Raw genomic sequence first — 20,369 nt, 5'->3', positions numbered from 1 at the left:
GGCCTCAGGCGTCGATCCGCTCCCGGTCGAGCTGATCGGCCGAGGAGACGATGAAGTCGCGCCGCGGGTCGACGTCCTTGCCCATGAGCAGCTCGAAGACCTCCTCGGCGATCTCGAGGTCCTCGGTCGTCACTCGTCGCAGCATGCGGTGCCGCGGGTCCATCGTCGTCTCGGCGAGCTGGTCGGCGTCCATCTCGCCCAGACCCTTGTAGCGCTGGATCGGCTGCTTGATGTTCTTGCCCCGGGAGTTGAGCGACGACAGCCGTTTGCGCATCTCGGCCTCGGAGTAGGTGTAGATCAGCTCGTTCTTCTTCGAACCGGGGTTGACCACCTCGATGCGGTGCAGCGGCGGAACCGCGGCAAAGACCTTGCCGGCCTCGACGAGCGGGCGCATGTAGCGGAAGAAGAGGGTGAGCAGCAGGGTGCGGATGTGGGCGCCGTCGACGTCGGCGTCGGTCATGATGATGACCTTGCCGTAGCGGGCCGCGTCGAGGTCGAAGCTGCGCCCGGACCCAGCACCGATGACCTGGATGATCGAGGCGCACTCGGCGTTCTTGAGCATGTCGCCGACCGCGGCCTTTTGCACGTTGAGGATCTTGCCGCGGATGGGCAGCAGCGCCTGGAACTCGCTGTTGCGCGCCTCCTTGGCCGTGCCCATGGCCGAGTCACCCTCGACGATGAAGAGCTCGGTGGCCTCGACGTCGCTGCTGCGGCAGTCGCGCAGCTTCGGCGGCAACGACGAGGTCTCCAGCGCGTTCTTGCGGCGCTGGGTCTCCTTGTGCAGCCGCGCGGAGATGCGCGACTTCATCTCGGCGACGACCTTTTCGAGGAGCTGGGTCGCCATCTGCTTGTCGCCGCGCTTGGTCGACGTCAGCTGCGAGGTCAGCTCGGTCTCGACGACCTTGGAGACGATCTGGCGCACGGCGTTGGTGCCGAGCACCTCCTTGGTCTGGCCCTCGAACTGGGGCTCGGCCAAGCGCACGGTGACCACGGCGGTCATCCCGGCGAGGACGTCGTCCTTGTCGACCTTGTCGTTGCCGACCTTGAGCTTGCGGGCGTTGACCTCGAGCTGCTTGCGGAAGACCTTGAGCAGGGCCTGCTCGAAGCCGGCCACGTGGGTGCCGCCCTTGGGCGTGGCGATGATGTTGACGAAGGAGGAGAGCTTGGCGTCGTAACCGGTCCCCCAGCGCAGCGCGATGTCGACACCGCACTCGCGCTCGACCTCCGTCGGGGTCATGTGGCCCTTGTCGTCGAGGACCGGCACCGTCTCGGTGAAGGTGCCGGTGCCCTCCAGCCGCCAGACGTCGGTCACCGCCGCGTCCGGCGCGAGGAAGTCGACGAACTCGCTGATGCCGCCGTCGTGGTGGAAGACCTCCTCGAGCGACTCGTCGCCCCGCTCGTCGCGCACGACGAGGGTCAGGCCGGGCACGAGGAAGGAGGTCTGACGGGCCCGGGCCGCGAGCGCCTCGCGGTCGATCGCCGCACCCTTGAGGAAGATCTGCGGGTCGGCCCAGTAGCGCACCCGGGTGCCGGTGACACCGCGCTTGGCCTTGCCGACGACCTCGAGCTCGCTGCCCTTGTCGTACGGGACGAAGTCGTGGTCCGGCGACTTCGCCCCCTTCGCCCCGGCGTTGTCGGAGAAGGTGCCGGGCTCGCCGCGGCGGAAGCTCATGGCATAGGTCTTGCCGCCGCGGTCGACCTCGACGTCCAGGCGCGAGGAGAGGGCGTTGACCACGGAGGCGCCGACACCGTGGAGACCACCCGAGGCGGTGTAGGAGCCACCGCCGAACTTCCCGCCGGCGTGCAGCTTGGTGTAGACGACCTCGACGCCCGTCAGGCCCGTGCGCGGCTCGATGTCGACCGGGATGCCGCGGCCGTTGTCGCGGACCTCGACCGACCCGTCGGCGTGCAGCACGATCTCGATCCGGTCGCCGTGGCCACCCAGCGCCTCGTCGACGGCGTTGTCGATGATCTCCCACATGCAGTGCATGAGGCCGCGCTGGTCGGTGGACCCGATGTACATGCCGGGCCGCTTGCGCACGGCCTCGAGGCCCTCGAGCACCTGCAGGTGGTGCGCGGTGTAGTCCTGGGCGGACTTGCTGCTCGCGGTCTTCTTCGCGGTGGTGGCTGCCGGAGGCACGAAGGGGGCCTGTCCTTGCGTCGTCGGGTGGTGGGCTCCTCGCAGGGTAGACCGCCCCACCGACGACCCCCGGGAGGCAGCGCCGGTGTCCCCGCAGCGGTGTGCGCTCGGTCACGGCACGCGGAAAGGGTGCAGCGCGGGAAGGCTTTGGCGTGTTTGACTGTTGACTCGGACGTCCACGGAACGACGCATGAAATGAGGCACCACGTGAACGCGACTCTGGCCAGCCCCCTGACCGCAGCCGACCGCTGCGACCGTTGCGGAGCCAAGGCCTACGTGCGCGCTCGGCTCCACGCCGGGGGCGAGCTGCTCTTCTGCGCCCACCACGGGCGTGAGCACATCCCCGCGCTGAAGGACCTCGCCGAGATCGACGACGACTCCGCCCGGCTCGACGAGAGCACCCCCGCCTCGGCCCCGGTCGAGGAGCGCTGAGCGGGCTCCCGCCGTGCTGACCCTCGCTGCCGAGGCCACCCACGACCCGACGTCGATCGCCCTGGCGGTCGGCATCGTCATCTTCGTCGTCGGTGTCCTCGGCATCGTCATCCCAGTCCTGCCGGGTCTCCTGCTCTGCGTCGCCGCCGTCCTCGTGTGGGCCGGCTTCACGGGCGGCACGACGGCCTGGGTGACCTTCGGCATCGTCGCGGTGATCTACGCCGTGACCCTGCTGCTGCAGTTCCTCATCCCGGGACGCCGGATGAAGCGCGAGGGCGTCGGCGGCATGACCCTGGCCCTCGGCGTCGTCGGCGCGATCATCGGGCTCTTCGTCATCCCCGGCATCGGCCTGCCCATCGGCTTCGTCGTGGGGATCTTCGCGGCGGAGTACGTGCGCTTCCGCGACCTCGACCGCGCCTGGCAGGCGACGAAGTCGGCCCTGCGCGGGGTGCTGCACAGCATGGGGATCGAGCTGTCGGCCGCCGCGCTCATCGCCGTCGTGTGGGTCGGCGGGATCCTCGTCCACTGACCCGTCGCTGCTCGAGGTGGCCTTCGGCGGGACCTACCAGCCCTGACCCTGCTGGCGCCGCTCCTCCCAGCGCGCCTCCATGCGCTGCATGAAGCTGCCCTGGTGCTTGCTCCTGGGCGAGCGCCCCTTGCCCGGGCGGGATGCTCCCTTCGACCGCGGGGTGCGGGCGCTGCGGACGGACCCGTCGGCACCGACGACCCCCAGACCCGGCCCGTCGCCGGAACGACCCGGGGTCAGCGCGAGGGCGACCGAGGCGACGATGAGGGCGAAGCCGGCGACGCCGACCCAGATGCTCGTGTTGATGCCGAGCAGGACCAGCCCGAGGCCCGCGAGGGCACCGACGATGCCCAGGGCCATGCGGCGGCGGTCTCCCCCGGGGCCACGCACGCCGTTCATCTGCGAGGCGAAGCGAGGGTCCTCGGCCCGGATGGCCTCTTCCATCTCCTCGAGCATCTGCCGCTCGCGCTCCGACAGCGCCACGGTGACCTCCTGACCAAGCCTGTTGTCGGGCGGGCTCTCTGCCCGCGGGGTGCACACGGCGGGCTCGCCGCCGTGGTCTCCTCATGATAGGTCGCCTCAGCGCCCTGCGGTAGGTGGGCGCTCCCGTCGACCTCGATCGGAGATCAGGCTCGCCGGGCGGACACTGCCCGCACCGAAGCGGGCGCTCGCCCGGTCGACCGCCCGATCGGCGTCGCGCCACCCGTGCTCCGGCTCGTCGAGCGCCACCTGGACCGGCGTCGACGAGGCCTCGGAGAGCTGCTCGACGCGCACCCCGACCAGACGGACGCGGGCGCGCTGCAGGCCGAGGGCGTCGTAGAGCTCACGGGCCAGCGCCGCGATGTCGCGGGAGACGTCGGTGGCATCGCGAAGGGAGCGTGACCGCGAGATCGTCGTGAAGTCGGCGAAGCGCACCTTGATGCTCACCGTGCGTCCGACGAGATCGGCGGACCGCAGCCGCGAGGCGACCTTGTCGCTCAGGGCCAGCAGGGTGCGGTGGACGACGTCGGGGTCGTCGACGTCGTGGTCGAAGGTGCGTTCGTTGCCGATGGAGCGCTCGCGGCGGACCGGCTCGACGGACCGCGGGTCGCGGCCCCAGGCGAGGTCGTGCAGGTGGCTGCCGGTGGCCTCGCCGAGGGCTCGGACCAGGGTCTGTCGCGGGGTGTGCGCGATGTCGGCCACGGTGCGCAGGCCGAGGCGGGAGAGCGCCTCCTCGGTCTTGTCCCCGACACCCCAGAGGGCTCCGACGGGCAGCTGCTGGACGAAGGTGACGACCTCGTCGGCCGGGATGACGAGCAGCCCGTCGGGCTTGGCCAGGCCGGAGGCGAGCTTGGCGACGAACTTCGTGCTCGCGACACCCACCGAGCAGGTGATGCCCTGCTCGTCGGCGACGGTGTCGCGGATGCGCTGGGCGATCGTCGCGGGTGAGCCCATGAGGCGCACGGCACCGGCGACGTCGAGGAAGGCCTCGTCGCTGCTCAACGGCTCGACGAAGGGGGTGATGTCGGCGAAGGTCGCCATGACCGCAGAGGAGATGCGCGAGTAGAGCTCGTGCTCGGGCGGCAGGACGGTCGCCTGCGGGCACAGCCTTCGGGCGCGGCCCATCGGCATCGCCGAGGTGACCCCGAAGGCGCGCGCCTCGTAGGTCGCCGAGAGGACGACCCCGCGGTTGCCCCCACCGATGATCACCGGGGTGCCGACGAGCTCGGGGTGGGCGATCAGGGAGGCGGACGCGTAGAAGGCGTCCATGTCGACGTGCAGGATCGTGCACCCGGTGTCGTCCGGGGGGCCGTGGCCGACCCGCGGTGGGGGCCGGTACTGACGCCGGCTCATCGGGGCCTCAATCGCGGCGGGCGACGAGGTGGACCGCCGCGCCCAGCCCGGACAGCCCGGTGCGGCCCTCGTCTGCGGCAGCGATCTCCTCGAGCTCGAGCAGGGCCGCCCGCTCGGCGTCGGAGTCGACGAAGGCGCTCGGGACGAGGTCGCTGAAGAGCCGCACGCCCCGGGCCTCGAGGGTGCTGAAGCCGGCGCGGGTGAGCATCTCGGCGAGCTCGTCGCGGTCGAAGCGGCGCGGGATCGGGTCGTCGTCGCCCCAGCGGCCGTCGGCGCTCGTGAGCGCCTCCTTGGCCTGGTCGAAACGCCCGGCGATGGCCCGCGCGAGGACGGCGGCGACGCGCTGGGCGGTCACGAGGGAGAGGTGGCCCCCGGGGGCGAGGACCTCGGCGATGCGGGCCAGCGTGGCGGTGGGGTCCTCGACGTACTCGAGGGTGCCGTGGCAGCACAGCAGGTCGATGCTGCCGGGCTCGACCGTGCCGGCGAGGGTGTCGGCATCGCCCTGGACGGCGCTGATGCGGGAGGCGGCGTCGGACTCGGCGACCCGGCGGCTCAGCGAGGCGAGGGCGTCGGGGCTCGGGTCGACGACGGTGACGGTGTGCCCCTGCTCGGCGAGGGCGACGGCCAGGCCACCGGTGCCGCCGCCGAGGTCGAGGACGCGCAGGGGCCGCGAGAGCTCACGCTGGCGCGACTCGCTCAGGGCACGGACCTGGGACCACACGGCTGCCGTACGGACATTGCCCTCGACCCCGCTGCCTCCACGGCGCCATGCTCGCTCGTCGCTCATGGCCCCAACCCTAATGGGGACGAGTGACACCCCTCGGGTGGATGTGTCCGGGTGGGGTGGGTTCACCCGGGTACATCCACCCGTGGGCAGCGCGAAGGGAGCGAACGTCAGGATGCTGGCGACGACCGGATGATGCTCCAGACGTCGAGGTCCTTGCGCACGTCGCCGATCCACTGCCAGGAGCGCAGCCCCCCTTCGCGTTGGTACCCGCACGCCGCGGCCGCGCGCCACGAACCGTCATTCCATGGCTCGACGTGCAGCTCGATTCGGTGGACCTCATCGTGACCCAGGGCCCATTCTGTGAGCCCGGCGAGGGCCGCGGTGAGATAGCCGCGGCGACGAAACGGCGGCGCCACCCAGTAGCCGGTCGTGGTCCGGCCGGCGTCGATGTCACGGGTCCACAGCCCGATCTGGCCCACGGCGTGGCCGTCGGCGGCATCAGCGATCGCGAAGGAGTATCCCTGCCCCTCGGGCAGCCGGTCGTGCTGCCGGCCGATGTAGGCCAGCGCATCCTCTCGCGTACCACTCGTCGTGACTGTCGTGATGAGCGGGATGAGCGGGATGAGCGGGTCGTCGGCGACCGAACGGACGAGATCGACGTCGCCGTCCTCGAAGGGGCGCAGCAGCACCGGCGGGCAGACGAGCCGGGTCATGGCGGTGGGCAGCGAGGTCATCTCGTCATTGAAATACAGATCGCGAGTCCCGACACGCGATCTGTATTTCAATCGGGGCGAAGGGGGCTGACCCGGCCGGTCTGCACCCTCAGTGCCCGGAGCTGCCGGGCGAGGAGTGCCACAGCTTGCGCGGGGGCTCGACGCCGGTGCCGGCGGGACGGGTGTCGGCCCACGGCGACTGCCGGAAGCCCGAGGCGTGGACGAGCACCCGGTGCCCCTCGGGCTGCTGGTGCGCGGCGTCGCGGGCTCGGGCGAGGTCGTCGGCTTCGTCGAGCGCGGCGTGCACGGCGGTGATGCCGCCGCGCTGCCAGGCCTCCCACGGCGTCGACAGCTCCCACGCGCCGGAGGCGAGCACCGAGACCCCCCGCGGCCCGGCCCGGCGGATCGTGCCGCGCACGAGGAGCAGCCAGGAGTGGAAGATCGTCGCCGCGTAGGGCCCCTGGACGTCCTCGAAGAAGGTCGCGTCGACCGGCCCGGTCGCGTCGTCGACGGTGAGGAAGACGACCCGGCGCCCGGAGCGGATCGGTGGGGTCTGGGTCGCGACCTTGACCCCCGCGGCGAGGATCTGGGCACCACTGCGCACCGAGAGCAGGTCGGCGCTGCGGGTCACCCCGAGCGCCTCGAGCATCGGCGCGTAGAAGTCCATGACGTGCCGCGAGGCGTCAAGCCCGAGGATCTCCAGCTCGGCACCCACCTGGTCGGGCACGCTCATCTCGGGCAGGCCGACGCCCTCGCCGAGCACCGGGGAGTCGCCGAGGTCGAGGGTCAGCTGGCTCGCGACCGGGGTCGGCGTCGTGCTCGTGCGCACCTGCTGCTCCCCGGGTCGCCCCGCGGCCCACGCCGGCGCCTCGACCGCCCGGGTCCGGGTGCCCCGGCCACCAGCACCCCGCCCCCGCGAGCGCCCGGTCGCCGCCCGGGACCAGCGGTCGAGCTCGGCGACGTGGAGCAGCAGGTCGCGTCGGGTCAGCCGCCCCCGGTGGCCGAGCCCCGGCCCACCGCGGTCGGCGCCGGTGCCGTGGACGGAGTCGAAGGCCCCGACGAGGACGAGCCGCTCGACGACCGGCCGGCTCACCCGGGCCCGCTGCCAGAAGTCGGTGAGCGAGTCGAAGGGGGCCCCGGCGACGACGCGGGCGATCTCCCCTTCGCTCATGCCCTTGACGTCGGCCAGCGAGAGCCGGATCGCCCACGTCGACCCGTCGGGCAGGTCGGGGTCGTCCGGTCGGGGGCCGGGGACGGGGGCGCGCTCGACGCGGTACTCCCCCGTGCTCGCGTTGACGTCGACGCCGAGGATCGTCACGCCGAGCGAGCGGGCCTCCTCGAGGAGCAGCCGCTTGGGGTACATGCCCGGGTCGTGGGTGAGCACGCCGGCGAGGAAGGCCGCCGGGTGGTGCGCCTTGAGCCAGGCCGACTGGTAGGTCGGCATGGCGAAGGCCGCCGCGTGCGCCTTGCAGAAGCCGAAGGACGCGAAGGCCGCGAGCACCGCCCAGATGCGGTCGACGTCCTCCGGCGGGTACCCGCGCGCGGCCGCAGCCGGGCGCCACCACGCCTCGATGCGTGCCTGCCCGTCGGGACTGCCCATCGTGCGCCGCACCTCGTCGGCCTGGGCGAGGGTCGCCCCGGTCGTCTCGGCGATGATCCGCAGCATCTGCTCGTGGAAGACGACGACCCCCTCGGTCTCGGCGAGCGCGGGCACGAGCCGGTCGTGGAGGAACTGCGGCCGGCTCCACCCGTGCCGGGCCTCGAGGAAGGGTCGGATCATGTCGGACTTCACCGGGCCGGGGCGGAAGAGCGAGATGTCGATGATCAGGTCGTCGAAGACGGTCGGCGCGAGCTTGCCGATGAGCTCGCGCTGCCCCGGGCTCTCGATCTGGAAGCACCCGAGGGTGCGGGTCGTGCGGATCATCGCGAACGTCGCCGGGTCGTCGAGCGGCACGTCGGACCGGTCGTCGAGGTCGACCCGCTCCCCCGTGACCCGCTCGACCTCGCCGACGGCATGCGCCATCGCCGACTGCATCCGGATGCCGAGGACGTCGAGCTTGAGCAGCCCGAGCGCCTCGACGTCGTCCTTGTCGAACTGGCTCATCGGGAAGCCCAGCCAGCTCGACTCGACCGGGGTGCGGTCGAGCAGCCCGCCGTCGGAGAGCACCACCCCGCACGGGTGCAGAGCAATGTGTCTCGGTAGCCCGTCGAGCCGCTCGACGAGGTCGAAGAGCGTCGTGAGCCGCCCGCCGTCGAGGCTGCGGGTGCGCAGCTCGGGCAGCTCGGCCATCGCCGAGCGCACGTCGCGGGCCCGGATGTGCGGGAAGGCCTTGGCGATCTCGTCGACCTCGGCCGGCGACACGCCGAGTGCGGCGCCGACGTCGCGGATCGCGTGCCGCGCCTTGTAGGTGTCCATCATCGACACGCACGTCACCCGGTCGCGGCCGAAGCGCTGCAGGACCAGCTCGTACATCTCGGTGCGGCGGGCCGACTCGACGTCGATGTCGATGTCGGGCAGCTCGGCCCGCAGCGGCGAGCAGAAGCGCTCCATGAGCAGGTCGTGCCGGATCGGGTCGATGGCACTGATGCCGAGCAGGTGGTTGACCAGGCTGCCGGCCCCGGAACCACGGGCGGCGACCCGCACCCCGGCGCCGGTGATGATGTCGACGACCTCGGCGACGGTGAGGAAGTAGGTCGGGTAGCCCAGGGCCTCGACGACGTCGAGCTCGTCGGCCAGCCGCTCCTCGACCTGCCGCAGCACCGACGGCGGCGCGTCGGGGTAGCGCGCGCCGATCGCCGCCCGGCAGCGCTGCGCGAGCACCGCCTGCGGGTCCTCGTCGGGGCGCAGCCCGAGCACGTGCGCCTCGGGCAGGTGGACCCGGCCGATGCCGAGGTCCTTGCGGTCGTCGAGCGCGCACCCCATCGCCGTGCGCGCCGTCTCGTCGAGCAGCGCCGCGGCCCGTTGCCGGGGGCTGGCGCAGGCGAAGCCCCCGGCACCCCCGCCGAGAACCGCCGCGACCCGCTCGGCGCGCGCGGCCATCGTCGCGTCGTCGGCGAGGTGCCCGGCGGTCGTCACCCGGTCGAGGTGGCGGGTGTCGAGGACGACGAGGCGGCGGGTCGCGTCGAGGACGTCGGCGGTCGCCGCGTCATGCGGGTGCAGGTGCCGCACGGCGGCGGTGAGCACGGCCGGCACGTCGCAGGCATCGGCGAGCCCGAGCAGGTGGGCGGCGTGGCCGGTCGACGCGGCCGTGCCCGGCGGGCCGCCGTGGTCGACGACCTCGATGGCCACGGCCCCCGGCGGCAGCAGCCGCTGCCAGGCCCGCAGCCGCTCACGGGCGACGTCGGGCCGGCGGGCGAGCAGCGCGGCACCGACGTCGGAGGTCGGGCCGAGCAGGAGCAGCAGCGGGGCCGGCTCGTCGGGCCCCGGCGCCGCCGCGTGCCGGGCGAGCATCGCCGCGGTCGCGACGGCCTCGCCGCGCTCACCCGTGAGGTGCACCTCGCTGACGAGCCGGCACAGCCGTGCCCAGCCGACCCCGTGCGGCACCCCGGCACCCGCCCCGCGGGCGAGGACGGTGACGCGCGGGTGCCTCGGGTCGACCTCGGCTCCCCCGCGCACCGGGGTCCGCCGCCGGTCCGGGGCGCGCCCGCCACCGTCGACGGCGAGATCGACCCCGAGCACCGGGGCGATGCCCGCGGCGGTCGCGGCCCGGACGAAGCGCACCGCCCCGTAGAGCCCGTCGCGGTCGGTGAGGGCGAGCGCCGGCTGCCCGAGCTCCGCGGCCCGGGCCACGAGGTCCTCCGGTGTCGTCGTGCCGTGCCGAAGGGAGAATCCCGACGCCACGTGCAGGTGGGCGAAGCTCACCCGGCCTCCCCCCTTCGCCGCATGTCCTCGAGGTCGCGCGAAGGGGGGATGGCGACGAGGTCGGCGGTGACCCGGACCGGGGGCAGGCCGAGCACGCCGGAGACGATCCGCACGAAGTCCTCCCCCTGGCGGAGCAGGTCGTCGACCTCCCGGACCGACATCGGCCCGGACGCCCCGTGGCCGGGGAGGGAGCCCCCTTCGGGCAGGACGGTCGCGAAGAAGTCCGCCCACTCGGTCAGCTCGGGCGCGACCCGCGGCAGCAGGCGCCACACGTCGACCGGGCCGTGACCCCGCGGGCCGGCCAGGTCACGGACGGTGAGGACCGCCGCGGCGGCACGCAGCACCGCGACCCGGGTGCCGGCGCTGCGGGCGGCGACCGAGCGAGCCATGTGCGCGCCGGACAGGCTCTCGCCGGCGGCGGTGAGCAGGTCGAGCGCGGCGTCGAGCCGCTCGGGGTGCAGGACGGGGACGGCCACCACGACGACCGCCTCAGTCCTGGGTCCGCAGGAGCTGCCACCCGGCGGACCCGCCCGACGCGACCTCGCCGTCGACACCGAGGTCGTAGACCCCCGGCGCACCGGCCCGGCCGCGCTGCGCGCTCACCCGCCACACCTCGCGGGCGAGCGGCACCTGCGCCAGCGCCCCCTCGCCCGAGCGCCACCACGCGTGCCGCTCCTGCCAGTGGTCGACGACCTCCGTCACCCGGTAGAGCCGCCCCCTCCAGAGGAACTGCTCGGGGACCGCACCACCGACCGGTCGCGGGTCGCCCACCCGCACCTCGATGGCCTCCTCGACGAGCCTGACCATGACCACTCCCTTCGCTCGAACACCTGTTCGAACACAGTACGCCGGGGGGCCGACACCCCGTCAACCCGGTCGACGTAGGCTGGTCACGACCCGGTGATCCGACCACGGAGCACCGACACCACCGCCCCCTTCGTCACTGGAGCCCACGTGCCGCACCCGTTGGACCGGGCCGACCTGCGCTCGCGGGTCCAGACCCGCATCGACGTCGAGCTCGACCGCTGGGCCGACGAACTCGCCGAGATCGGGCCCGACGTCGTCGACCTCACCGACCCCGTCCGGGCCCTGCTGCAGGGCGGCAAGCGGCTGCGGGCCGGCTTCGCCTACTGGGGCTGGCGGGCCGCCGGCCGCGACGACCACGAGGGCGCGATCGCGCTGGCGGCGGCGATGGAGCTCTTCCAGGCCGCCGCTCTGGTCCACGACGACGTCATGGACGACAGCGAGACCCGCCGCGGGGCCCCGGCGATGCACCGGGCCCTCGCCCGCGCGCACTCCGAGCGCGCCTGGCACGGCGACCCCGAGCGCTTCGGCACCGCCGGCGCGATCCTCGCCGGCAACCTCTGCCTCGGCTGGTGCGACGACCTCTTCGCCGACTCCGGCCTGCCGCCCGAGTCGCTCACCGCGGCCCGACCGGTCTTCGAGCGGATGCGCGGCCAGCTCATGGGCGGCCAGTTCCTCGACATCGTCACCTCGATGCGGCCGTGGCACGGCCTCGCCGACGACGAGCGCATCGAGTGGGCCCGCAAGGTGATCCGCTACAAGAGCGCGAAGTACTCCATCGAGCACCCGCTGCTCATCGGCGCGACCGCCGGCGGCGCCTCCGCCGCCGACCTCGACGCGCTCTCCCGCTACGGCCTGGCGCTCGGCGAGGCCTTCCAGCTGCGCGACGACGTACTCGGCGTCTTCGGCGACCCCGAGGTCACCGGCAAGCCCGCGGGCGACGACCTGCGCGAGGGCAAGCGCACCGTGCTCATCGCCCGGGCCCTCGCCGGCGCCGACGACGTGACGACAACCCGCATCGACCAGTGGCTCGGCGCTCCCGACCTGGGCACCGACGAGGTCGAGGCCTTCCGTGAGCTGCTCGTGGCCACCGGCGCGCTCGAGGGTGTCGAGCAGGACATCGCCGCGGGGGCACAGGTCGCCCGCGAGGCCCTCGCCGCGGCGGTCGGCGTCGGCGGCGAGGCCCGTGAGGTGCTCGCCGAGCTCATCGACGCGACGACGGCCCGCAGCACCTGAGGCCTACGCCTCCTCCATCGCCCGGCGGCGCACCTCGGTCTTGAAGCCGGCACGGATCGCCGCGATCGGCGTCGGCCCGCCGGGCAGGGTCTCGTCGTGGGCAAACATCCACTCGACGATCTCCTCGTCGTCGAAGGCATTGTCCGACAGCACGGTGAAGGTCCCCGCGAGCTCGGGCAGCGGCCCGTCCTCGCCGAGGAAGTCCACCGGCACCGACAGCACCTTGCGCTCCCCGCGGCGCACCGCGACGAGCTGGCGCTCGTCGAGCATCCGGCGCACGTCGCTCAGACGCACGTCGAGCCTCTCGGCCACGTCGGGGAGGGTCAGCCAGTCGATCTGCGCAGGGGTCTCGTCCACGCCCGACAGTGTGTCAGCCGCTCCCCGAGATCCCGCGCGAAGGGGGCGCGTCGCCGTTCATCCGGCCTCCTGAGGAGATCTTCGGTACCGTCGGTGCCGAATCAACATACGTCACACCAGTCACACGCACCCCATGCCACCGGGCGTCCCCTGCGCCCCGTACATCGGAGTCCCCCTTGGTCCTTCCGCTCATCGTCCCCGTCCCGGCCACTCCCGTGGCCCCGGCGATCGACCTGACCGCCGAGACCACCACGCACGTCACCTCCTCCGCCGGGTCGCGCCACCACACCGTGCGCTCCGGCGAGACGGTCTACGACATCGCCGCGCGCTACCGCGTCTCCCCCGCCGCCCTGCTCTCCCGCAACGGCCTGTCCTCGAGCGACTTCATCCACCCCGGCCAGAAGCTCACGGTGCCCGGCCGCGCATCGGGCGGGTCCTCCCCTTCGTCCTCGGCCAAGCCCGCCCGCTCCGGGGCGACCCGCGGCTACACCGTCCGCAGCGGTGACACCCTCTCCGGCATCGCCGCCCGCCACGGCATGAGCGTCGACCGGCTGCGCAGCCTCAACAACCTGGAACGGGGCTTCATCCACCCCGGCCAGCAGCTGCGCGTCACCGGCACCGCCGCCAAGCCCGCCAAGCGGGCCACGAGCCGACCCGCCGCGACGGGGTCGCACACCGTGCGCTCCGGCGAGACGCTCTCCGGCATCGCCGCCCGCCACGACATGAGCGTCACCCGCCTGGCCAAGCTCAACGACCTGAGCACCCGCGACTTCATCCACCCGGGCAGCACGCTCAAGGTCACCGGCTCCTCGAGCCCGGCGAAGAAGGCATCGCGACCGGCGAAGAAGAACAACACCTTCGCCGGTCGCACCTACGCCGACCACATCGTCGACGCCGCCGACCGCAACCGCTCGACCCTGGCCGCCCGCTCGGTGCCCAGCCGCGACGCGACCAAGGACAAGATCACCCGGATCTCCCGCCAGCACGGCGTCGACCCCTCCCTGGCCCTGGCGATCTCCTACCAGGAGTCCGGCTGGGACCAGCGTCGGGTCTCCGTCGCCAACGCCGTCGGCGCGATGCAGGTCATCCCGAGCTCCGGCGAGTGGGCCTCGCAGATGGCCGGGCGCGACCTCGACCTGCTCGACACCGACGACAACATCACCGCCGGCGTCCTGCTCCTCAAGGTCCTCACCCAGCAGGCCGACACGACCTCCGAGGCCATCGCCGGCTACTACCAGGGCCTCGCCTCGGTGGAGAGCAACGGCATGTACGGCGACACCCAGCAGTACGTCGCCAACGTCAAGGCACTCCGAAGCCGGATGTGACGGGCTGACGCAGGGGGCGAACCTAGACTTTGGGCGTGACCACCGCATCCACGCACCCGCTCGTCGGCGATCTCGTCGACGGTCGCTACCGCGTGCTGCGCCACCTCGCCGACGGCGGGATGGCCACGGTGCTGCTCGCCACCGACACCCGGCTCGACCGGGAGGTCGCGCTCAAGGTCATGCGCCCAGACCTCGCGGCCGACGAGACCTTCGTCTCCCGCTTCCGCCGCGAGGCCCGCTCCGCCGCGCGGCTGAGCCACCCCAACGTCGTGCCCGTCTTCGACCAGGGCGAGGACGGCGGCCAGGTCTTCCTCGCGATGGAGTACGTCGAGGGACGCACCGCGCGTGCGGTGGTCGACACCGAGGGCGCGCTCACCGTCCGTGCCGCGCTCGACGTCCTCGAGCCGGTGCTCACCGGTCTGGCGGCCGCCCACGAGGCCGGCTACATCCACCGCGACGTCAAGCCCGAGAACATCCTCATCCCCGAGCGGGGCGCGATCAAGGTCGCCGACTTCGGCCTGGCCCGGGCCGTCACCTCGCAGACGACCACCGCCGAGGACGGGGTGCTCTTCGGCACGGTCGCCTACCTCTCCCCCGAGCAGGTCGAGCGCGGCATCGCCGACGCCCGCAGCGACGTCTACGCCGCCGGGCTGATCCTCTTCGAGCTGCTCACCGGGCAGCGGGCGATCGACGGCGAGTCGCCGATCCACGTCGCCTTCCGGCACGTCCACGGCTCGGTGCCGCGCCCCTCCGAGCGGGTCGAGGACCTGCCGGGCGAGCTCGACGACCTCGTCGCCCTGGCCACCGCGCGCGACCCCGACGAGCGCCCCCGTGACGCGGGCGCCTACCTCGCCGAGCTGCAGCGGGTGCGCGCCGGCCTGACGCCCCAGGAGCTCGACCGTCGACCGCACGTCGTCGCCGGAGGAGCCGCGGCCACGGCCTCGCCGCAGGGCCGGCCGGCGGGTGGCGCAGCGGCCACCGTCGCCCACCCACGCCCCGAGCGCACGCGCGCGATCGACACCGGTGCCGCGGGTGCAGCAGCAGGTGGCGCCGGCGCAGCGGGTGGCGCCTCGACCACTGCAGCGGAGCCCCCTTCGTCCCGGCGGGGGTGGCGCCGCGCGCTCGTCGCACTCCTGCTCGTCGTGGCGCTCGCCGCCGGCGGTGGCTGGTGGTGGACCCAGGAGGGCCCGGGCAGCACGGTTGTCGTGCCCGACGTCACCGGCCTCTCCCGCGCCGACGCGGAAGCCAGCCTCACGCAGGACGGCGACCTGGGCTACGTCGAGTCCTCGGCCTTCGACGAGCAGGTGCCCAAGGGCGAGGTCATCACGTCCAACCCGCCGACCGGCACCGAGCTGTCGAAGGGGTCCGACGTCACCGTCGTCGTGTCCAAGGGGCCCGAGCGCTACGAGGTCCCTGACCTCACCGGCCGCACCGCCGCCCAGGCCAGGACCACGCTCGAGCGACGCACCCTGACGGTCGGTGCGACGACGCAGGCCTGGGACGACGACGTCGCCAAGGGCCGCATCGTCTCGACGACGCCCGCCCCCGGCACCGAGGTCAAGCGCGACGCCAAGGTCGCCCTCGTCGTCTCCAAGGGCCCCGAGCCGGTGGCCGTGCCGACGGTGACCGGTCAGGGCGCCGAGGCGGCGACCGGCGCGATCGAGGAGGCCGGGCTCGAGGTCACCCGCGCCGACGACGCCTACTCGACGAGCGTGCCCAAGGGCTCGGTCATCAGCCAGTCCCCGAGCAGCGGCATGCTCCTGCCAGGTGAGACCGTGACGATCACCGTCTCCAAGGGCCCGGAGATGGTCGCCGTCCCGTCGGTCGAGGGCCTGAGCCGCTCCGCGGCGACGACCAAGCTGGAGGCCGCGGGCTTCAAGGTCGCGGTCCAGACCTTCCTCGGTGGGCCGCTCGACGAGGTGCGCGCCTCACGCCCGAGCGGCGGCACCGCCCCCAAGGGCTCGACGGTCACGATCCTCGTCGTCTGACGCACTCAGGTGGTCGCCCGACGAAGGGAGTCAGACCGCCGGCGCGTAGTGCGAGGCGTCCCCCGTGATCGAGCGGCTGCGCTCGCCGTCGATGCCGACGGGCACCTCACGGCGACGGTGACCCGCTCGAGACGGCGGGGCAGCCCGTCGTAGTTGTCCGGCGCGTAGCGCTGGGTGATCTGGTGGTCGAAGATGACGAGCTGGTCGGGCTCCCAGACGACCCGGACGACATTTTCCGGGCGGGTGACATAGCTCTGGAGGAGGCACAGGATGTCCCGGCTCGCGGTCTTCGACAGCCCGACGAAGCGGGAGACGAAGCCACCGAGGTAGAGGCCCCGCTCCCCCGTGCGGGGTGGTTGGCGGATCGACGGTCGACGAAGGGAGGCTCGTCGCCGGTGGTGGGAGTGCTGGGTCGCCGGGGGTCTGCATTGCCGTAGGGCAATGCAGGTTCAGGTCGGCCGGGCTTCGCATTGCCGTAGGGCAATGCAGGTTCAGGTCAGCGACAGAGGGCGCTGTTGACCCGCAGGAGGTCGACGTGGCGCCGCAGCGCCGGACGCAGCGACCGCGGTGCGGTCGTGACGGTGGTGCTCATGGGTGTCCGTCCTGTCATGAGGCCGGTGAGTGCCTCGCGCTTGCTCCGGCCACGACGACCGGAGCCAGGTCCTCACCCGGAGCACCCCACCGCGAGTGGAGGGTTGCCGCCCAGCAAGCCGGGGCTTGACGCTGGATCTCGTGACCTGAAGAAGAACCTACGCAGATCCATCTCCTACTGCAAAGGAAGGAGTTAACTGTCTCGCCATCCGGACCTCTCGAGTCCCCTTGCCCCGCAACGGGGCCCGGCTGACTCGACAGGTGGTTGTGTGGTCAACCGGTAGCGCCGGGTGCCGGCAGCGCCCCATGAGCGTCGCCGGTGCCCAGGGCTACCGGTTCAACACACAACCATCAGCACCACGAAGGGAGTGCCGCAGCGAGCGCGACGAAGGGTGGGGTCGACGCGAATCAAGAAAAAGTCCGGACTGCCTGCGCCCCCATGAGAGGCAGACCACGCGGTCCGGACTTTTCCCCAGCGTCGACCCCACCCTTCGGCGGGCACCCCGGTCTTCGACAGGACGGGCGAGAGGGACTCAGCCCTCGCTGAGCATCTCCGCGGTGAGGAAGGCCAGCTCCAGACTCTGCTGGTGGTTCAGGCGCGGGTCGCAGACGCTCTCGTAGCGCTTGTTGAGGTCCTCGTCGAGGATGCGCTCGGCGCCGCCGAGGCACTCGGTGACGTCGTTACCGGTGAGCTCGACGTGCAGGCCGCCCGGGACGGTACCCAGGGAGCGGTGCACCTCGAAGAAGCCACGGACCTCGTCGACGACGTCCTCGAAGTCGCGCGTCTTGAAGCCGGACGCGGACTCGAAGGTGTTGCCGTGCATCGGGTCGCAGATCCAGGTGATCATCGCCCCGGAGTCGCGGACCTTTTCGACGATGGCCGGCATGGCCTCGCGGATCCGGCCGGCCCCCATGCGGGTGATGAAGGTCAGGCGGCCGGGCTCACGCTGCGGGTCGAGCAGGTCGATGATCCGCAGCAGCTCGTCGGGGTCGGCCTTGTCGGAGACCTTCATGCCGATGGGGTTGCGGATCCGGCTGACGAAGTCGAGGTGCGCGTGGTCGATCTGCCGGGTGCGCTCGCCGATCCACAGGAAGTGCCCCGAGGTGTCGTAGAGGTTGCCGGTGCGCGAGTCGACGCGCGTCATCGGCCGCTCGTAGTCGAGCAGCAGCGCCTCGTGGGCGGACCAGAACTCGGTGGCCCGCATGGCCTCGAAGTCGACACCGCAGGCGGCCATGAAGCGCATCGCCTTGTCGATCTCGCGGGCCAGGCCCTCGTAGCGCCGGTTGGCGGCGTTGGAGACGAAGCCGACGTTCCAGTCGTGGACGCGCCGCAGGTCGGCGAAGCCGCCCTGGGTGAAGGCGCGCACGAGGTTCAGCGTCGCGGCGCTCGTGTGGTAGCCGCGCAGCAGGCGCTGCGGGTCCGGCTCGCGCGACTCGGGGGTGAAGGCGAAGTCGTTGACCATGTCGCCGCGGTAGGCGGGCAGGGTCACGCCGTCACGGGTCTCGGTGTCCTTGCTCCGCGGCTTGGCGAACTGCCCCGCCATGCGGCCCATCTTGACGACCGGCATGCCGGCGCCGTAGGTGAGGACGGCGGCCATCTGGAGCACGGTCTTGATCCGGTCGCGGATGTTGTCGGCGGTGGCGTGGACGAAGGTCTCGGCGCAGTCACCGCCCTGTAGGACGAAGGCCTCGCCGACCGACGCCGCGGCCATCCGGTCGCGCAGGTCGTCGCACTCGCCGGCGAAGACGAGCGGCGGATAGGTCGCCAGGCTCGCCACGGTCTCGTCGAGGGCGGCGCGGTCGGGCCAGCTCGGCTGCTGGGCGGCCGGCAGGTCGCTGTCGATGGTTGCGGCGGTCATGGGCGCAGGGACTGCAGTGGTCACCCGTCAAGGATAGGCCGCGACCCTCTTCGCCCCGGCACCCGTCCAGCCACAGGACGAAGGGAGGTCACTCCGGCTGGTCGAGGCCGCGGCTGATGGCGAAGCGGGTCAGCTCGACGCGGTTGTGCAGGTGGAGCTTGCCGAGGATGTTCTGCACGTGGTTTTGCACGGTGCGGTGGGAGATGACGAGGTCGGCGGCGATCTCCTTGGCCGTCATGCCCATGGCGACGTAGCGCAGGATCTCGGTCTCGCGCTCGGTGAGCTCGGGCACCGGCGAGGCCGACTCCTCCTCGGCCACGGCAGGTGCGGTGCGGGCCCGGCTGCGCATCTCGCGGAACTCGCCGAGCACCAGCCCGGCGAGCCCCGGGGTGAAGACGGCCTCCCCCGCCCCGGTGGCCATCACGGCGTCGCGGATCTCCTGCGGCGAGGCGGACTTGACGAGGTAGCCGCTCGCGCCGGCCTTGACCGCGGCGAGGACGTCGTGCTCCTCGCCGCTCGCGGAGAGGATGAGCACCTTGGTCGTCAGGTCGTTGATCGCCGTGCACACCTCGTCACCGCGCAGTTGCGGCAGGTTGAGGTCGAGCACGAGCACGTCGGGAGTGGTCGCCCGGGTGCGCCGGACGGTCGACGGGCCGTCGGCCGCGGTGCCGACGACCTCGAAGCCGGCGTCCTCGAGGTCGCGCACGAGGGCGTCCCGCCACAGCGGGTGGTCGTCGGCGACGAGGACCTTCAGGGGGGCGGTGGGCTCGCTCATGGGGCCGAGCCTGCCATGTCGCCCGTCGGCACGGTGAGCGTGACGGTCGTGCCGCCGGTGCCCGGCGAGCGCCAACTCGCGTCGCCGCCGAGGTCGAGCATGCGGCCGCGGATCGAGCTGCTCGCCCCGAGCCGCCCCTGCTCGGCCGCCTCGACGAGTCGGTCGGGGGCCATCCCCACGCCGTTGTCGCGGACGACGACCTCGAGACCGGTCTCGTCGGCGTCGAGCAGCACCCAGGCCTTGGCTCCCGCGCCTGCGTGCCGCTCGACGTTGTCGAGTGCCGCGGCGACGGCGGCCTCGACCTCACGGGCGGTCGCGGCCGGCACGGTGACCGGCCCGGCGGGCAGCACGACGTCGACCCGCGCCGAGCGAAGGGAGGCCAGCCCCGCAGCGAGGTCACGCACCTGCGAGCCGGAGTCCGCGGACGTGGAGGGCGACGAGGCGTCGATGGCCGCCGCCGGCTCGACGCGCGTGATGAGCGTGCGCAGCGAACGTTCCTGGTCCGCGGCGAGGTCGGCCAGGGCCTCCCCTTCGCCCCCGAGCTGACGACCGCGACGGTTGATCATCGCCAGCGCCTGCAGCACGCCGTCGTGGACCTCGCGCCCGATGCGCTCCCGCTCGGCCAGCCGCTCACTGGCCGCGAGAGCCTGCTCGAGACGCTTCTGGCTCTCGCGGGCCAGCTGCACGGCCAGGCCGACGAGGATCCCGAGGATGTAGAGCAGGAAGATGTTGTGCCAGGTCAGCTGGCCGGGGTGCTCGGCCTGGATGAGGTTGGCCGTGGCGATGACGGTGGCCGCCAGGACGCCGCCGCGGATCCCGCTGAGCAGAGCGCCGGCCATCACCGAGGCCGCGCTCCACACCCCCGGGACCGTGGAGATGCCGGCGCTCACCTCGACGGGGTCGTAGACCTCGCTGGTCAGGAAGATGCCGATGCAGGCGATGGCCAGCTCGACGGCGATGGCCACCCACGTCGGTCGCGGCAGCAGCGGCGCGGCGACCGACCACGCGAGCGCGACGACGAAGAAGACGACGATCGGCCACCACAGGATGACGTGCTCGCGGTGGACGCCCACGAGGATGCCGGCGTAGACGAGCGCGACGAAGCGGTAGAGCGCCAGTCCCCGGCCCCCGGCGCTGTCGATGAGCGGCGACGGGTTGTAGTGCCGCCGCAGCGCGCTCGACCCGGGGTCGATGACCACGG

General features: G+C 72.7%; 18 protein-coding genes and 1 riboswitch. Of the genes, 5 read left to right on the top strand and 13 right to left on the bottom strand.

What is annotated here, in order from left to right:
* Positions 1–4 precede the first annotated feature (4 nt).
* Positions 5–2,140, bottom strand: coding sequence for a type IIA DNA topoisomerase subunit B (locus tag H7A72_RS06830; RefSeq protein ID WP_084450448.1), 2,136 nt, complete (start codon positions 2,138–2,140; stop codon positions 5–7).
* A gap of 207 nt (positions 2,141–2,347) precedes the next feature.
* Here H7A72_RS06830 and H7A72_RS06825 point away from each other — a divergent pair, with 207 nt between their 5' ends.
* Both H7A72_RS06825 and H7A72_RS06820 read left to right on the top strand, forming a co-directional pair.
* Positions 2,348–2,572: a hypothetical protein gene (locus H7A72_RS06825; protein WP_223277818.1), complete on the top strand. Its 225-nt coding sequence runs from the start codon at positions 2,348–2,350 to the stop codon at positions 2,570–2,572.
* A 13-nt stretch (positions 2,573–2,585) separates the two neighbouring features.
* Positions 2,586–3,101, top strand: coding sequence for a DUF456 domain-containing protein (locus H7A72_RS06820; RefSeq protein ID WP_084450450.1), 516 nt, complete (start codon positions 2,586–2,588; stop codon positions 3,099–3,101).
* 33 nt (positions 3,102–3,134) lie between these two features.
* Here H7A72_RS06820 and H7A72_RS06815 read toward each other — a convergent pair whose 3' ends face one another.
* The 7 genes from H7A72_RS06815 to H7A72_RS06785 form a co-directional block, all read right to left on the bottom strand.
* Positions 3,135–3,581, bottom strand: coding sequence for a DUF3040 domain-containing protein (locus H7A72_RS06815; RefSeq protein ID WP_185222068.1), 447 nt, complete (start codon positions 3,579–3,581; stop codon positions 3,135–3,137).
* A 96-nt stretch (positions 3,582–3,677) separates the two neighbouring features.
* The gene (dinB, locus tag H7A72_RS06810; RefSeq protein WP_185222067.1) at positions 3,678–4,931 is read right to left on the bottom strand and encodes a DNA polymerase IV; all 1,254 of its coding nucleotides are present in this window, start codon (positions 4,929–4,931) and stop codon (positions 3,678–3,680) included.
* 7 nt (positions 4,932–4,938) lie between these two features.
* On the bottom strand, positions 4,939–5,718 hold the full coding sequence (locus tag H7A72_RS06805; protein WP_185222066.1) for a bifunctional 2-polyprenyl-6-hydroxyphenol methylase/3-demethylubiquinol 3-O-methyltransferase UbiG: 780 nt from the start codon (positions 5,716–5,718) through the stop codon (positions 4,939–4,941).
* 107 nt (positions 5,719–5,825) lie between these two features.
* Positions 5,826–6,392, bottom strand: coding sequence for a GNAT family N-acetyltransferase (locus H7A72_RS06800; protein WP_223277817.1), 567 nt, complete (start codon positions 6,390–6,392; stop codon positions 5,826–5,828).
* An 88-nt stretch (positions 6,393–6,480) separates the two neighbouring features.
* Complete coding sequence (locus H7A72_RS06795) at positions 6,481–10,233, bottom strand: DNA polymerase III subunit alpha (protein WP_185222065.1); 3,753 nt, start codon at positions 10,231–10,233, stop codon at positions 6,481–6,483.
* Entirely contained in the window at positions 10,230–10,709 is a 480-nt protein-coding gene (locus tag H7A72_RS06790; protein ID WP_185222064.1) for an SAV_6107 family HEPN domain-containing protein, read from the bottom strand. Before H7A72_RS06790 ends, H7A72_RS06795 begins: the two co-directional genes overlap by 4 nt.
* A gap of 13 nt (positions 10,710–10,722) precedes the next feature.
* Complete coding sequence (locus H7A72_RS06785; protein WP_185222063.1) at positions 10,723–11,040, bottom strand: DUF6504 family protein; 318 nt, start codon at positions 11,038–11,040, stop codon at positions 10,723–10,725.
* Positions 11,041–11,187: 147 nt separating this feature from the next.
* On the opposite strand from H7A72_RS06785, the gene H7A72_RS06780 reads away from it, so the two are divergent.
* The gene (locus tag H7A72_RS06780; RefSeq protein WP_185222313.1) at positions 11,188–12,273 is read left to right on the top strand and encodes a polyprenyl synthetase family protein; all 1,086 of its coding nucleotides are present in this window, start codon (positions 11,188–11,190) and stop codon (positions 12,271–12,273) included.
* 3 nt (positions 12,274–12,276) lie between these two features.
* Here H7A72_RS06780 and H7A72_RS06775 read toward each other — a convergent pair whose 3' ends face one another.
* Positions 12,277–12,630, bottom strand: coding sequence for an Rv2175c family DNA-binding protein (locus H7A72_RS06775; protein ID WP_084450456.1), 354 nt, complete (start codon positions 12,628–12,630; stop codon positions 12,277–12,279).
* A 176-nt stretch (positions 12,631–12,806) separates the two neighbouring features.
* On the opposite strand from H7A72_RS06775, the gene H7A72_RS06770 reads away from it, so the two are divergent.
* Entirely contained in the window at positions 12,807–13,955 is a 1,149-nt protein-coding gene (locus H7A72_RS06770; RefSeq protein WP_185222062.1) for a LysM peptidoglycan-binding domain-containing protein, read from the top strand.
* Positions 13,956–13,990: 35 nt separating this feature from the next.
* Complete coding sequence (pknB, locus tag H7A72_RS06765) at positions 13,991–15,943, top strand: Stk1 family PASTA domain-containing Ser/Thr kinase (protein WP_185222061.1); 1,953 nt, start codon at positions 13,991–13,993, stop codon at positions 15,941–15,943.
* A 5-nt stretch (positions 15,944–15,948) separates the two neighbouring features.
* Here pknB and H7A72_RS06760 read toward each other — a convergent pair whose 3' ends face one another.
* The 4 genes from H7A72_RS06760 to macS all read right to left on the bottom strand — a co-directional run bounded on the left by H7A72_RS06760 (position 15,949) and on the right by macS (position 20,367).
* Positions 15,949–16,308 (bottom strand): TauD/TfdA dioxygenase family protein, encoded by a 360-nt coding sequence (locus H7A72_RS06760; protein ID WP_370543572.1) that lies wholly within the window; start codon positions 16,306–16,308, stop codon positions 15,949–15,951.
* 258 nt (positions 16,309–16,566) lie between these two features.
* A riboswitch (SAM riboswitch) is annotated at positions 16,567–16,681 on the bottom strand.
* A gap of 386 nt (positions 16,682–17,067) precedes the next feature.
* Entirely contained in the window at positions 17,068–18,393 is a 1,326-nt protein-coding gene (locus tag H7A72_RS06755; RefSeq protein ID WP_185222312.1) for a class II 3-deoxy-7-phosphoheptulonate synthase, read from the bottom strand.
* Positions 18,394–18,481: 88 nt separating this feature from the next.
* Entirely contained in the window at positions 18,482–19,168 is a 687-nt protein-coding gene (locus H7A72_RS06750) for a response regulator transcription factor (RefSeq protein WP_185222060.1), read from the bottom strand.
* Positions 19,165–20,367 carry a MacS family sensor histidine kinase gene (gene macS, locus H7A72_RS06745; RefSeq protein ID WP_084450460.1) on the bottom strand — a complete coding sequence of 401 codons (1,203 nt, stop codon included), beginning with the start codon at positions 20,365–20,367 and terminating at the stop codon, positions 19,165–19,167. Before macS ends, H7A72_RS06750 begins: the two co-directional genes overlap by 4 nt.
* Between the last annotated feature and the right edge of the window lie 2 nt (positions 20,368–20,369).

The organism is Janibacter sp. YB324, from assembly GCF_014217915.1.
Lineage (GTDB): Bacteria > Actinomycetota > Actinomycetes > Actinomycetales > Dermatophilaceae > Janibacter > Janibacter indicus.
This window is presented reverse-complemented; position numbering and strand designations above follow the sequence as displayed.

What these genes read in the sequence shown, in the direction of transcription:
- dinB (WP_185222067.1), bottom strand. Translation starts at nt 4,931, where the DNA reads ATGAGCCGGCGTCAGTACCGGCCCCCACCGCGGGTCGGCCACGGCCCC.
- H7A72_RS06805 (WP_185222066.1), bottom strand. Translation starts at nt 5,718, where the DNA reads ATGAGCGACGAGCGAGCATGGCGCCGTGGAGGCAGCGGGGTCGAGGGC.
- H7A72_RS06800 (WP_223277817.1), bottom strand. Translation starts at nt 6,392, where the DNA reads ATGACCTCGCTGCCCACCGCCATGACCCGGCTCGTCTGCCCGCCGGTG.
- H7A72_RS06785 (WP_185222063.1), bottom strand. Translation starts at nt 11,040, where the DNA reads ATGGTCAGGCTCGTCGAGGAGGCCATCGAGGTGCGGGTGGGCGACCCG.
- H7A72_RS06755 (WP_185222312.1), bottom strand. Translation starts at nt 18,393, where the DNA reads ATGACCGCCGCAACCATCGACAGCGACCTGCCGGCCGCCCAGCAGCCG.
- H7A72_RS06750 (WP_185222060.1), bottom strand. Translation starts at nt 19,168, where the DNA reads ATGAGCGAGCCCACCGCCCCCCTGAAGGTCCTCGTCGCCGACGACCAC.